11 protein-coding genes are annotated in these 14593 nt (G+C 47.0%); 1 reads left to right on the top strand and 10 read right to left on the bottom strand.

Annotation, left to right across the window (positions count from 1 at the left end):
* Positions 1-70 precede the first annotated feature (70 nt).
* The 8 genes from HB364_RS18255 to HB364_RS18220 all read right to left on the bottom strand — a co-directional run bounded on the left by HB364_RS18255 (position 71) and on the right by HB364_RS18220 (position 12427).
* Positions 71-1999 carry a RagB/SusD family nutrient uptake outer membrane protein gene (locus HB364_RS18255; protein WP_167289650.1) on the bottom strand — a complete coding sequence of 643 codons (1929 nt, stop codon included), beginning with the start codon at positions 1997-1999 and terminating at the stop codon, positions 71-73.
* Positions 2000-2017: 18 nt separating this feature from the next.
* Complete coding sequence (locus HB364_RS18250) at positions 2018-5239, bottom strand: SusC/RagA family TonB-linked outer membrane protein (protein ID WP_167289649.1); 3222 nt, start codon at positions 5237-5239, stop codon at positions 2018-2020.
* Between the two features lie 268 nt (positions 5240-5507).
* Positions 5508-7565, bottom strand: a complete 2058-nt coding sequence (locus HB364_RS18245; protein WP_167289648.1) for an alpha-galactosidase — start codon at positions 7563-7565, stop codon at positions 5508-5510.
* A 37-nt stretch (positions 7566-7602) separates the two neighbouring features.
* Entirely contained in the window at positions 7603-9192 is a 1590-nt protein-coding gene (locus HB364_RS18240; RefSeq protein WP_167289647.1) for a solute:sodium symporter family transporter, read from the bottom strand.
* Between the two features lie 14 nt (positions 9193-9206).
* The gene (locus tag HB364_RS18235; RefSeq protein ID WP_167289646.1) at positions 9207-10223 is read right to left on the bottom strand and encodes a GntR family transcriptional regulator; all 1017 of its coding nucleotides are present in this window, start codon (positions 10221-10223) and stop codon (positions 9207-9209) included.
* A 165-nt stretch (positions 10224-10388) separates the two neighbouring features.
* On the bottom strand, positions 10389-10892 hold the full coding sequence (locus HB364_RS18230) for a YybH family protein (RefSeq protein WP_167289645.1): 504 nt from the start codon (positions 10890-10892) through the stop codon (positions 10389-10391).
* Between the two features lie 654 nt (positions 10893-11546).
* Positions 11547-11939 (bottom strand): hypothetical protein, encoded by a 393-nt coding sequence (locus HB364_RS18225; RefSeq protein ID WP_167289644.1) that lies wholly within the window; start codon positions 11937-11939, stop codon positions 11547-11549.
* Positions 11940-12010: 71 nt separating this feature from the next.
* A complete protein-coding gene (locus HB364_RS18220; protein ID WP_167289643.1) occupies positions 12011-12427 on the bottom strand; it encodes a hypothetical protein in 417 nt (138 codons plus the stop codon).
* Positions 12428-12514: 87 nt separating this feature from the next.
* Here HB364_RS18220 and HB364_RS18215 point away from each other — a divergent pair, with 87 nt between their 5' ends.
* A complete protein-coding gene (locus tag HB364_RS18215; RefSeq protein WP_167289642.1) occupies positions 12515-12709 on the top strand; it encodes a hypothetical protein in 195 nt (64 codons plus the stop codon).
* Positions 12710-12763: 54 nt separating this feature from the next.
* Here HB364_RS18215 and HB364_RS18210 read toward each other — a convergent pair whose 3' ends face one another.
* Together HB364_RS18210 and HB364_RS18205 are read right to left on the bottom strand one after the other, a co-directional pair.
* The gene (locus HB364_RS18210; RefSeq protein ID WP_167289641.1) at positions 12764-13324 is read right to left on the bottom strand and encodes a hypothetical protein; all 561 of its coding nucleotides are present in this window, start codon (positions 13322-13324) and stop codon (positions 12764-12766) included.
* Between the two features lie 128 nt (positions 13325-13452).
* Positions 13453-14454 (bottom strand): GlxA family transcriptional regulator, encoded by a 1002-nt coding sequence (locus tag HB364_RS18205; RefSeq protein ID WP_167289640.1) that lies wholly within the window; start codon positions 14452-14454, stop codon positions 13453-13455.
* Positions 14455-14593: the final 139 nt, after the last annotated feature.

Here is a 14593-nt window from a genome sequence, read left to right as displayed (position 1 = left end):
TTAATGATTAATCCCGGGCTCCGGGTGAGCCGCCCTTTGGAGGGCGACCCACCCTGGAGCCCTATGACACTCACCAGCCCGGATTTTGTACCAGGTTTTCATTGACCGGGAGGTTATTTTCCCGGATGGGCCACAAATAATCCCTGGGCACTACAAAACGCATATTGTAATAAGTAGTAGGCGTATAAAACAGGTCGGGCCGGTCGGCAGTGCCGCTCCTGTCCCAGCCGGTAACATTACCGTTGAGTAATTGACCGGCCAGTTTCCAGCGGCGCAGGTCCCAGAACCGGTGCCCTTCGAATGACAATTCAATATTGCGCTCATTGCGAATGATCGTACGCAAACCTTCTTTGGTGAGGTAAGCACCGGGATCGATGGCATAATTGGTCCAGCTCTGCTGAACAGTTGGCAGGCCCGCCCGCTCCCGGATGAGGTTCAGGTATTTGTATACGTCTTCGGAAGGTCCGGACGCTTCATTCAATGCTTCTGCATACAACAGGTACAGATCGGCGAGGCGCATGGTGGGCAAAGGATAATCTTCTATATGGCTGCTGTTGTTGCTTTGGTAGGCAAACTTCCAGTTCACCATTTTCTTGGGGTAATAAGTAGTGATGGTCACGGCCACCCCGGCGCCAAACTGGCCTAACCGCAATTGGGCGCTCCAGGTATTTTCATCGGTACGGCTGGGGCTGTTTTGCATATACCATCTTCCGCCGTCAAAACCGAGGTCGGCATAAAAACGTGGCTCCCGGTCATAATTGACCCTGGCGGTCTGGTACCCTTCCACAAAATCAATGCGCTCGTCATGGGAGGCTGTTCTCAATTGATTGGCGTTGGAGAAGTCCAATGTTTTATCTTCTGTAATGGGTACGCCATTTTTTGTATAGAACTGCCGTACTACCTGCATGGTGGGCCCCAGGGTGCCATAAATGCTGGAGTTACCCGAATTAGCTGGATCAATATGGGCCATGGAAGAATACTGCAACTGCCAGGTAGAGGATTCGGAATTGGCCCAGATCCATTCCTGGTTCCACTTTTCACAAACGGCATTGCGTATGCTCATTTGAGTAATCGTTCCCGGTGTAAGGGAGAACCCGGTGGTATTAATGAATTTATACAGGTAGATACCGGCATCTTCACAGGCTTTGATCGCTGCTGCACCGGCTGCCGCAGCCCGCTGCCATTTTTCTGCACTGTAAGTCGTATTGATCAGTAACCGGTCCTGCTTGTCCTTAAAGTTGATATAATCGGCGTTACCGTTAAACAGCGGACTGGCGCCCAATACCAACACTTTTGTTTTTATGCTTAACGCGATGGCCTTTGTAATACGGCCCAGTTCTGTAGAAGGCGTAAGCAGGGAAACCGGCAATTTGGCGGCTGCTTCATCCAGCAGGTTAGCAATATAATTCACAACAGAATCTACTGTTTCACGCCTTACCTTGGTTTGCTCCAGCGGTGCATTGATGGGAATGCTTTTGTCCATGATGGGAATGGGGCCATATTGCCGCAGCAGCAGGAAATGATAATACGCTTTCAGGAACATGACCTCGCCCAGCCACCTTGTTCTTTCATCCATCGTGAGGTCGGGGATCTTCTTTACATCGCCTACATTCTCCAGGAAGGTATTGCAGGTACGGATGCCCGTAAACATATTGTCGTATCCCACATTTTCAAAATAGTCGCCATCCCAGATATTGCCATAGGGCCTTACCACATTCTGGTTGCCACGGGCAATATTCCAGTTGGTGGCGGTAAGACTGGCAGGCGGATAAGCCAGCCAAAACTCATCTCCTGCCTGATAGGCCACATTGCTTACGGGGTCGCCATCATTGGGCAGGTAAGAATAACAGGTAGCCAGGTATTTTTCCGCCTCCGACCGCATGGTAAAGGCGTTATCAAGCGTGGCCACGTTATCCGGCACCACATCTAAGAAGTTCTTTTTACAAGCTGTAGTTGACAGGATCAACAGCAGCGCTGGTATATAATAAGTTGCTTTCATTGTTTCTTGTTTCAGTGCTTAAAATCCGAAGTTGATACCAAAGTTGTACACGGCCTGTACAGGATAACCAAGGCCATTGCCACCCATTTCAGGATCCCATAATTTGAATTTGCTGATGGCAAAAAGATTTTGTCCATTGGCATAGATCCTGAAATTGGAGAAACGCAGGCGATGCAGGAATTTGGATGGCAGTGTATAACCCAGCTCCACCGTTTTCAACCGCATGAAAGCGCCGTTGCGCAACCACCAGTTGGAAGTTTGTGAGTTGTTGTTATTGAACCGCGCATCCAGCCTGGGCCAGAAAGCGTGCAGGTCCTGGTTCTCTTCCGACCAATGGCTTTCGGCAATAGCAGTAAGCAACCCATTCTGAGAACCGCCATTGAGCACAAAAGGAGAAATATTGTATGGATTGATAAAGAAGGATACCCTGGCATTGCCCTGGAAGAAGGCGCTTAAGTCGAAAGACTTATACCCCATGGAGAAGCCAAAGCCATAGGTAATTTCCGGACTGGTGGGATGCCCCAGTGGCACGATATCAAGACCAGTGATCTGTCCATCGCCATTGATGTCGCGGTATTTAATATCACCACCCATTGGCTTATTGCCACCAAAGCTTTGTACAGGAGAGTTTGCGGCCTCAATGTCATCCACAAATAATCTTTCGGCCAGTAAGCCATACGCCTGGTTGAGCGACAAGCCTACGCGCGACAGGTATTTTAATTCATCGGGATAGTTGGGTTCTTCGTTGATCAGCAGTTTGCTGGTGGCATAGGTCATATTACCGCGCAACTGGATCCACAAGTTTTTTCTGAAAGTCTTGGAATAATCAACCGCGATATCCACTCCTTTCCGGGAGGCCTTGCCCACATTGGCGCGTACACCGGCTTCAAGACCCATCGTGGAAGGGATGGTACTTCTATTCATCAGGATATTGGAGCGCACCGCATGAAAGGCATCTACTGTTACATTGATACCATTGGCAAAGGAAAGGTCCATGCCATAATTGGTCATTACATCTTTCTCCCAGGTAATGGCTGTATTCGCATACCGGTTGATGGAATAACCGGTCACATAATAGTTCTGACTGGAACCCCAATGGAAACCGCGGCCATCATTGTTGGGGTATACATTCGACAGGTAGAAGAAGCGGTCATTCACATTACCGATCTGGTCATTACCCACCAACCCATAGGTAAAGCGGAACTTCAGGTTGGACACCACATCTTTTGCCTTTTCAAAGAATGGTTCATTGGATACTACCCAACCCAAACCTGCAGAAGGGAAAAAGCCAAAGCGGTTGTTGGCAGCGAAACGTTCAGAACCATTATAACCAAAATTCAATTCGGCCAGGTAGCGGCTGTCAAAACCATACGTAAACCGGCCCGACAGACCGAGGTTCCTTTGCGGCAGGGAAGACTGAAGGTCGCCTGCATTTGCATTCAGGAAGTTACGCATGATACCGATCAACATACCGCTGACGGCATGCTTGTCGGCAAACGTGCGGCTGTAATTGGCGGACAACTGTCCATAGGTCACCGTATTCACTATCTTATCGCCCTGGCTGTAGTTGAGGTATTCTGTGCCCTGCCCTTTATTCAGCGGGGTGAGCACGGTGAGCTTACCATTGGCATCGGGCAGCAAGGTATAATAGAATGGATTGTACCGGCGGCTCAGGTCGAAGAAAGAATACCGTTGGGTATAGGCCATAAACGTGGCAGAAAGGCCAGGCGTTACAAAGTTGAAGTTCTGGCTCAGCTCAATCTGTGCATTTAGTGTAGAGGTGTTGTACTGCTGAAAGCCTGATACCATGCTGGCAAAAGGATTATTGTACAGCGAAGTAGTATTCCCTATAAATGCATTGCCAAACAACGGATGATTGAGGAAGGGGGCATAGCTGGCCGGGTAGTAAGCAGGGAACATGACCGGGTTGGACCATATTGCACTGTTGAACACTGCCCGTCCGCCATTGACCCAGTTGCCATCGCCATCGCGGTAACCAATAGGACCATTGTAATCATCAAACTGGCCGGAGGTCCTTACAATCGCTTTGGTGGAAGGCGTGATGTTGATGGAGACGTTGGAACGTACACTGTAATTGCTCAATTTGATATTGCTGTTGAAGCTGCTGCCGGGGGCAGTGCGCAGGATACCCCTGTCTACATTGTACGTGCCGGCAATATAATATTGGGCTGTTTTACCCCCGCCGCTCACGTTGATGTTGGCTTTCTGGTTAACGGTATAATCCTTGATCAGTGTTTTGATCCAGTTGTTGTTGGGATACTGCAAGGGATCATCGCCTGCAGCGGTATGATCAATCTTATTTTGAGAATAAGGCAATACGCCAAGGGGATCCCTGGTGAGTACCGCCTCATTGGCCAGCTTCATATAAGTAATGTTATCGGCAAATTTGAAATTGCGCGTATTGGTGGAAACAGGCGTCTCCAGCCGTATATTGAATTTCGCTTTGCCTTCGGTACCCAGCTTCGTAGTTACCAGTATCACTCCATTGGCGCCGCGTGCTCCGTAGAGGGAGGCAGCAGCAGCATCTTTCAATACGGAGAAACCGGTAATATCATCGGGCTGCAGGCGCGCCAAATCGGTATTGGAAGACTCCATCCCATCAATGAGGATCAGGGGATCGCGCTTACCGGCGCCAAAGGTACCTACTCCACGGATAAAGAAGGAAGCGTTATCTGCGCCCGGCTCTCCACTCTGCTGGTAAGCGATCACGCCGGAGATCCTTCCCGCCAGCATGGTGGTAAGGTTGCTGGTGGGCCCTCTCAATTCTTTGGGATTGATGCTCGTAATAGAAGCCACCATGCTTTGTTTCTTCTGGCGGCCATAAGCCACCACGATCACATCGCCGGTGGTGTCAATGCTCAGCGCCAGCGTTACCCTTACAGGGCGTCCCTTGCTGGCAATCACTTCTTTCGGCCTGTAACCTACAAAAGAGAATTCCAGCACGGCCTGGTTGGCTGAAATGTCCAATGAAAAGTGTCCCTTCGCATCGGTACTGGTACCCTGCTTCGTTCCTTTGATCACTACCGATACGCCGGTAAGAGGTAGCGCGCTGGCACTATCTACCACCACACCCGATAAGGGAGTGCCGGCAGGTTCCTGCGCCCGGGAACTGACAGATAGCAACAGGAAGATCAGGCATAAAGCAGTGGGAATGAAAAGGACGGGGTTGCGTGGATGAGCGATCGGTCGCCCTGCACGGCAAGCAAATCTTGTAATCATAAAAAGCAATGTTAGTTTTCCAAATACGCACAGACAGCATTTTTATTGCCCATCTGTACTATCCTATACTATACTACTACAAATATAGATTTATTTTCAGTGGGCCAAAATATTTTTAGGGGAAATTGTCTGAACCGCTCCTTTGCTTCGATAACAGATTTCTCACCCTGTACAGTTCCTGCCTGTGCAGCAGCGTATGGCAGGGTTCGAAATGACAAATGAGTGTAAGGTTTCACCCTTGCAGGACGATCCAAAGAAGGAGCTTTAATCATCGTATTATCTTGTATATCACTGCATCTGCAGCAGGTATGTGCAGCTCAAGATGGCCGGTAATTGTTGACGACACCTGCGAAAACAGCTCTTTTGCTTTCCATTGTGAACCTTTCAATCCAAGTCTGGCAGGAGAAATCGTGTATTTGTGTCCTGTATTACCGTAGTTAAATACAGCAAGATAAGTTGCACCTTTGATGGTCTTTATAAATAGCACCACGCCACTGTTACCGGTATTGGCTTCCAATGGCCGGAAGCTATGGCCGTCTTTCACCACACTTAGTAAATCCTTGTTCTGTAACAGGCGTTGTGCCGCTTCGCTCCACGCACCTGTTGTTGCGAAGTCATCACCAGTGATCAGCGTACCGGTAACGAGGGCCGAAGCCAGCCGGGCCCTGTTGGCACCTGCTGTTTCTTTATTGAACACCACATGGTCTGCATCAATATAATCATACAGACTGCTTTGCCACCAGCCATAACCGGTGCTGTTGAGGGTATATTCCGTGTTATCAATAGCACTGAAAGCATCGCAGCCGATGCGGCGCATGTGTACATAACGGGCGGTAGCCATGGTAGGAGAAATGGCAGCATACACCAGCATCTTATTATCAAGCACACTGTCTAAAAATTCCATCCCTGCTCTGTAAGCCTGCATGCCGGTGGTTACAGCCCGATCATAAAACCGGTCGCTTTCCAAAGCCGCATGACCCAGGAAATCTACTTTGATCATTTCAAAGCCCAATTCTTTAAACCGGTTGATGTAGGTTACGATCCGCGCCCTGGTAGCCGGATGTGTAGGGTCCATGGCCAAAGCGCCGTCCACATCCATCGCCTTCCCGTTTTGACGGGTCCAAGTTGCCGGATAATTCCAGGAAGTAGAACCCTCCACTTTTCTGTCATGCTTTCCCCAGTCGGTAAAAGGCGCCCAATATATCCCAGGCTTGAAGTTTTTGCTCCGGCAATACTGTACAAATTCCTGCAGGGCGCTTACATCACCGTTTATCCCTCCCTTCATCATATTGTCCCAGTAAGAGTCCAGGTCAACATACAGGAAGCCCTCTGCATTGCGGAAACCTTTACAGGAATCGCTGAAGAAGTCCACTACCCTTTTTGCCTTATCAAGGTTGATCTTATTTTGTATAGCACCCCAACTGTTCCATCCCATGGGGGTGGCCTTCTTCCACCGGGCAATAACCGGCCGTTCTGCCAGTTTGTTAGCCCGCGCATATTCTTCCATACCGTTCCTCCAATCGGAAAACATGCCGACCATTATCTTCGGCGAACTACAAAGTGTATCATTGATAGCCACTTTACCATGGGGTATCTTGTCGTGGGTGATCACACTGTCGGAGAACCCGCCAACAGCAGTGAGACCCGGCTGACTTCCGCCTGACACTATGATGCCGGATTTCCATACAGTATGCTCTACAGAACCAATGATCAACCCTTGATGATTATCATTGTTGTATAAGGCCGTTACTTCGCTGCTGATATAGCCGTCTTTTCCCAATGGCCGTGCATTATAACGTACCCACATATCATTATCGAAAGGCACTGCCAGACCACGCTTATCCCCTGCACCTTCTACAATGACCTCGCTAAGGTAAATCGGTGAAATAAAGTTTGCCGCCACGTTTTTTCCATACACTTTTACCTGCACAAAAAAGAAAGATTTACCAGGGTATACGTAAAACAGTTGCTGCATACGCATATCATTCCGGATTTGCTCTATACTATGCAACTTTCCTTTTCCCCAGGCATCGTTGATGGAAGCGACTGAATATTTTCGCGGGGCATCGACAGTACTTTCAAGTGTTACATTTCCTCCATATACAGCAGCAGCTTCTCTGATAACCGGTTTGCCGCTAAATAGTACAGTGTAAGTCCCGCTATTCATATAATACAGAATAGTATCTTTTTTCCCAAAGGGAATAGCGATAATACCGTCTTTACCTCCGGTTGTGCCGGCCATACAAAAGGCAGGAAGGGCACATAAGAGTATAATGCCTGCCATAAAGGTTACCGGCTTCCTATTGGTTAAGTGTTTCAGTTGCATGTTTATAGTTTATTCGCAGCGGTTATGATTGTTATGCTCATTGAGCGATACCAGCTTTTGAAAACAGTATGAAGGCGCCTGCCATGAGCACGATCAGCAGGAGAAAGAACCAATACCGGTGGCGCCAGGGCTGCAGGTCAACGACCGACAAGTTGCGTTCGGTATAGGGTATGGCCATGGGTCTCCACTTCCCGATGGCCAGCATGAGCACCACGGTAATAACAAAAAGAATGGCCGACACATGCAGGTAATGTACCCCCACATCAAACACAAACTGACTCAGGGTGTACGTAACAATGAAAAACAACAATCCTATCCTGGCTGCCGATTCCGGCACCCGCTTCGTCATGAAACCTACGATCATAACGGTGAATACAGGAACGCTGAAGAAGCTGGATATCTTCTGGATATAGTGATAAAAGCCGCCTTCAAAGAAGAGTATGAACGGAGAAAAGCACATGGCGAGGATAAGTGTGCTTACCTGGAAAATCCTGCCTGCCTTTACCAGTTCACGGTCACTGGCATTTCCTTTTCGCCAGGGTTTGTACAGGTTCATAATAAACAAAGTGCCTGAGCTATTGAGCCCCGCATTGAATGTACTGATGGCTGCCCCAAATACAATGGCTGCTACAAAGCCAGTCACCACAGGTGGCAGTACATCACCTACCAGCCGGGGGAACACCGTAGCCGTATTGGTGATGTTGGGATAAAGATGCACCGCAATAAGACCGGGCACATTCAGCAGCAAGGGAGCAAGCAGTTTGCCCACACAGGCCAGCGACATGCCTTTCTGTCCCTGCGACAGGCTTTTGGCGGCCAGCGCCTGCTGCATGATGTATTGCTCCATGCCCCAGTAGTAGAGATTGATCAGGAACATGCCTGTAAACAAGGTACTGAATGGAATGGGGTCGCTGGACCCGCCGATGGCATTGAGGTGTTCTTTTTTTGATCCCCCTATTTTTTGAATGCCACCCAATATGCTTCCATCGCCCAGGTAACGCAGACTGAACCAGAGTAAGGCCACCCCTCCTACCAGTAATCCCGCTCCCTGCACCAGGTCAGAAACCGTAATGGCTTTAAACCCGCCCAGTATGGTGTAGCATCCACCGATAACACCCACCAGGACCACCAGCAACCAGATGGCAGAAAAATAACTGATGCCCAGCGCTTCATCAATATGAAAGATGCCATTGAGCGCCACAGCGCTGCCATACAATATAGTGGGGATGAGCGTTACGAGATAATTCGCCAGGAAGATGAAGGAGACAATCTTCTTCAGGCCGGGGCCAAAACGATGCTCCAGAAAATCAGGTGTGGTAACGGCCCCCATTTTGAGGTAGATGGGTAAAAAGAATTCCGCCACAAGAAGCATGGCCAGTATGGAACTCATGCCCCAGGCCATTACCGTCATATCATTGGTATATACAAATTCATTCTCACCTACAAACTGGTTGCTGCTGAGGTTGGTTAGAAAAAGGGAGGCGCCCACCATCCAGAAGCCCAGCGATCTGTTGCCCATAAAATAAGCAACAGTCGTGTTGAGGCGCATCTTCCTGGTCTTAATAATAGCAATGGCAGCAACGATGGCCAGAAACAATAAAAAGCAGATAAATCCTGTCAGGTTCATGGTGTATCAGATCATCATAGCGACTTGCGCCTGATTAACACGGTAGGGATTATTTCCTGGATCATCTTTCGTTTGAGCACAAACTCAGCCGCTTTTTCCGCCATTACTTTAAAATCGGCAGAATAAGTGGTAATACCATCAAAGATGATCTCTTTTACCACTTCATCATTGTGCGAAAGGATACCCACATCTTTTCCGGGTTTCAGCTTCATGAGCTTACAATCCTTCAGCATCATCCACAGCTCAGTATTATTGATGGTAAAATACACTTTCCCCTTCTCCAGTGTGCCGGGAACATACTCAGCCTTTATTTCATGCTTTATTTTATAATCCTTTACAAAGGTTTTGAAAGCCTGCAGTATCTCGATCGGTGTATCAGCGGCAGGCCGGTGGTAGTAGACCATTTTATCATACTGCTTGATAGTATCACTCAGTTCTGCAAATACCCGGTAGGAAGACTCTTTAAACTCCTGGGCCACATAAGCATGATCGCCCGGGACCTTCTCAAACCGGTCAATCATAAGGAACATATCCATGGGCAGTGTTTCCAGGATAGCAGCGGTGCGGTGATGGGGAATAGGCGCCACCACATACATGCCATAGCGGCCACGAATGCTTTGGATCGTGCTTTCCAGCACGTCAATATTGTTGTGGTGAAAGAAAACGTCTATATGAACGCCCTTGCCCAGTTTGGACCTGAACACTTTGTAGAAGGTTTCCTGGAAGGCATCAAAAGCAAAGAGTACCAGGGCCACCCGCAGGTGCTGTTTTACATTATTGTTGGAAACGAAGAACCCTACCCTGTTCTTAGACTCTACAATACCGCGTTTTACCAGGTCCTTATAGGCTTTGGCAATGGTTTCGCGGGCAAAACCAAATTCATTGATCAGGTTATTGACCGAGGGGAGCATATCGCCCTGCGCCAGTGTTTTATTCTGGATAGCGCTCAGGATGCCGTTCACCAACTGTTCATGCTTCGACAGGCTGTTCACGCCCTCCATTTCATAGATCTGTTTATATACATCGTCCATATGGGAATCGTTATGGGTTAGCCCGTTTTAACGGGCCGATGCAACAAATCTATCCTATTCTGTACTACTATGCAAAAAAATGTGAAAAAGGCGCAAGAACCCTAACCGTACAAGGCTGAACTCCATGCGCCAGTATAATTAGTGAAATTCTCTACTGTAACGTCATTATTTAACAGACATAACCGGTAAATTACTGTTGCCGATATCCCGGTATATTTTCCAGGTCCCATTCTCCTGTTTCCATATTACCACATATTTTCCTTTATCCAATAATTTATTACCCTCACCATACAACTCATATGTGCCTGTTTCTGCCAGCAAGTCGGCATTGCCAATAAGATCAACCGTCTCGATCTTAATATCCTTAATGCCCATTCTGACAACCTGCCCCCATGCGGAAGCAATATCCTTGCCCTTTGCCGGTTCACTGTTCGACATCATGACCCAGGCATCCGATGCATAATGCGCGGCAACTGCTACAGAGTCTCCCCTTTTTAATTCCTCCGCGAATTTCGCATTGTCATTTTCTATCCATGACCTTGCTGCAGACAGGTCAAATGCAGTGGTATCTTTTACTTCCACTGTGGCCTTTTCGTCTCTTGCTGTGTTACAAGCCAGCAGCAAAACAATACTGCCTGTTATTAGCATAAAAGAAGCAACCATTTTCATAATTATAGTTTTATGATTGATTAAAGAATGACACAATAAACGCGTGGGGTATGGCGTGACAGGTAAGCGGAATGATAAGGTAAACAAGGAAGGCCTAAGGAAAGGATAGCAAACTGAACTTGAGTAGTCACTAAGTTAAGGTATTAAAATGATAATTCAACAATTGGAGGGAATAGCAAAGCTCCGGCAGGACAACCAGCATTTACCTGCCTTTTATGTCACTGTGGGGTGGGCGCTACTATACGTCTGGTGGGGAAGAAATGGGGAGTTACTATGGACTTAGGTGGGAGTTACCTACCGTTTATACCGCTATAAGGTCGCTGTAACATCGCTATAAGCTCGCTGTAAATCCGCTATGAGGTCGCTGAAACATCGTTGCAAGTACGCTGTAAGGAGGGAAGAAAACAGCTTAAAAATAATATTTTATTACATCTAAGTACCATATCTGCTCATGTAAGGGTATAGTGATCCCCCTGTTGTATTGTTCATTTTTTTAAAAACTATGTTTTATGGAAATGCTGATCCCTTCTATTCTTAATTGCAGAACTCCTTCAAGAGGAAATGGAACCGGAACAGCGCAAAGCGCCATTATTATGCAGCAATAAATTTGCCAGGTTACGTGGGGAGGTGGATATTATTATTTAAACAGTCAAATCAGGGAAGACCATTTTTCTTAATCTGCTTTCCCGGAGAGTCCTTCCATATCTGCGTCAAAGTATATTGTTTTAAATCCTTATCAGGATAGTCACCAAGATAGCACCAGATTTCCAGGTAGCTTATTAAGCCGTCATTAAAAAACAAGGAGGCATCTGCTTCTATAGGATATTGGCTTGTTTCTATTTTAACGCCATTCAGAATAAGATCTTTTTTATCTATGGAATATGCTTCGATCCCGTCTTTGTACGAAAATGACACAAACAACCCACCACCTGTATACTGGTATTCCGCATCCACAATGAATTCAAGTTGCGGTTTGGCAGCCAACCCTTCGTTGTCGCCATCAAGCAGTAATGTTAAAATATCTTTTATGTAAGTTGATGTAATCATATACAGAATCTTCTTTTCCTGGCACAAGTACCCCGCATACTGCGCCAGTGTATTATTATCTGCAAACTTCTTTAGCCACAAAAATGAGAGAAGCCAAGGTTAAAATGGAGTTCGCTATTGCTAATGCTTGCCAACGCTTCCTTTAAGCTACCTGTCACAAAAACATACCCTTCACATCTCCAGATTTTAGCCCACTCACTGTCTTTCACTTTAATTGAATCCGGGTCAATTTCGTTGGCTATCAGCAATTCAACGTAATCATTATTTTGAGTATTGAATTCAAAGTCAACTATTTTTACTTCACGCACAGCTACCTGTCCATGAAGTTGTCTAAATATATCCGCATATTTCTTGTTTACAAGAATATAATTACCATTGGTTAAAAGAGGATTATACTCACCATCCTGTGCAACTCGAAAAGTATCTTCGTCTGTCCGCCAAAGGATTAGCTTCGCCCAGTGCATATTTTCTACATGCCAGATATCCATGAAATGATATGTTTAAAAGTTATTACTCTCTCAATTTCAGGGGTATACCCCGGGCATACAATTTGTTCTCTGCTTTCAAAAGTAGTTATGGAAAAGCGCATCCTGGGCATTATTTTTTCCTTGCTGGGGACAGCAGGGCTTATTCTGGCGGCCGTTTATTTCGTGGAAGGTGGAAGCGGTACCCGGAACATTAAAAACATTGTGATCTATGCCATCCTGGGAGCTATTTTCTTCTTTGCCGGCGTTGGACTGATCAGGAATACCAAAGACAAGCCATCCTGATTAAAAGGCTTGTGCTTCCGGGTTGATCCAATTGATGTCAGGCCGCAATTACCGTTATTGTTTCACCAATTGCTTCATCTCCTTAAGGTCAAACAATAATATTTCCGGTTTATCTTCTTTATCCAGTTTGGCGTTCTTATTGGTATCTACCCGGCCCAGCACCACCATTACACCGGTTTGCCGGTTGAGGGTCCAGGAGCCAACGAAGAAGTCATCATTGGTAATTTTTGTTTGTTGTTTTCCATCCGGTGTAAAAATGAATACCTGCATGGGGTCTCGCCAGTCGATGGACTTGTTCTCGTTGAGGTTAACCGTTCTGGCCGATACGACCACTTTGTTGATCTGCAGGGTATCCAGTTTGATCTGTTCGATCCCGGAAATGTAGGCATCCTTCGGAAAGTCAACCTGCTTATTCTCTCCGGTGCTCGTATTGATAAACAACAGGTGTTGGTCCTGTACAGACATCTTCCCCCAGTTTTCTACCGAAGCAAGTACGTAGCTGGTACCAGTAAGTTCTGTCAGTTTATTGTAGCTAACAAAGAGTTTACCACTCTGTCCGTAGGAGGCCAGCATAAGCAGGTTGAGGACTACAATAAATGTGCATGTTTTTTTCATGTTGTACAAGTTGGATGAGGAAAAAGATACCACCTAAAGTACCGTATTTTTTTTCTCTGTTGCACAACGTCGTCCATCCAAACCCCCGGGAGATGCAAAAATTCTGTTAAAGCGACTATGGCGGCTGGTCAGTGATGCATTTTTTCGGGGATGGCCGCTTTGTTATAGCGGGCACGATATTCAAGGGGAGATAAACCTGTTATTTTTTTAAATACCTGCCGGAAGGCTTTTATGTCGGCATAACCTACTTCGTACAATACTTCATTTACAGAGATATGTGAGGTTTCCAGCGCTTTCTTGGCGGCCTCTATCCTTACCCGTTGCAGGTATTCCAGCGGGGTATTGCCGGTGGCTTTGATAAAACGACGGTCAAAGCTGCGGCGGTTAATGTTTAGTTGGGAAGCGAGCTGGTCTACCCCTATTTTTTCCCCCATGTTTTGCTCCATGTATAGCTGTGCTTTTTTTACAAGGTCATCGTCATGTTCTTTTTGCCCCGAAAAGATAGTGAATGGCGACTGACTAAAGCGGTCCATTTCTACCTGGAATACTTTAGAGCAGAAGATGGCCACCGACCGGTTGTAGAATTTTTCAACGAGGTACAACAACAGGTGCAGGAAAGAAAAAGCGCCGCCATTGGTATAAATGCCCTGCTCATCGGTAAAGATCTTTTCTGTTACCAGCTCAACCTCCGGGTATAGTTTCCTGAAACTATTGGCTGCATTCCAGTGTGTAGAACACTGCCTTCCATCCAGCAGACCGGTAGCTGCGAGTATAAAGGCCCCTGTACAGATGCTGGCTACCTCAGCGCCTTTTGCATGCTGCTCCCTGATCCAGGGCAGGTAGTCTACATTGAACGGCACTTTCGCGGCAAAGTCCCCGCTGAGGGCAGGAATGATGATGAGGTCTGTATGATCAATTTCTGAAATGCAGGCATGTGGCCTGATGGTAAACAAGCCATCGTATAACTCCACGGTTTTAGAAAGTCCTACTACCTGCACACGAAAAACAGACTCATGCCCCAGCTTCCGCCAGTATTCATCGGCCTTGTTGAGTATTTTGTAGGGACCTATGATACTGCTCACGTTGTTCTGCCCCTCCGGTACCAGGATGGATACATGTTTCTGTTGCATGGCTTTGATTTGTATAAAGATACGCCAAAGCCCTGTCTAAAATGCCCCTCAAGATAGTCTGCTTAGCACTCCTTATGGAAGCCTGAAACCGACGATCGTAGGTTTGAAACCGTAGGTCAGTTACTTTATATCAGTAGCA

Origin of the sequence: Paraflavitalea devenefica (assembly GCF_011759375.1) — a bacterium.
Classification (GTDB): domain Bacteria; phylum Bacteroidota; class Bacteroidia; order Chitinophagales; family Chitinophagaceae; genus Paraflavitalea; species Paraflavitalea devenefica.
The sequence above is the reverse complement of the archived record's forward strand: the minus strand, read 5'-3'. Positions and strand labels throughout refer to the sequence as shown.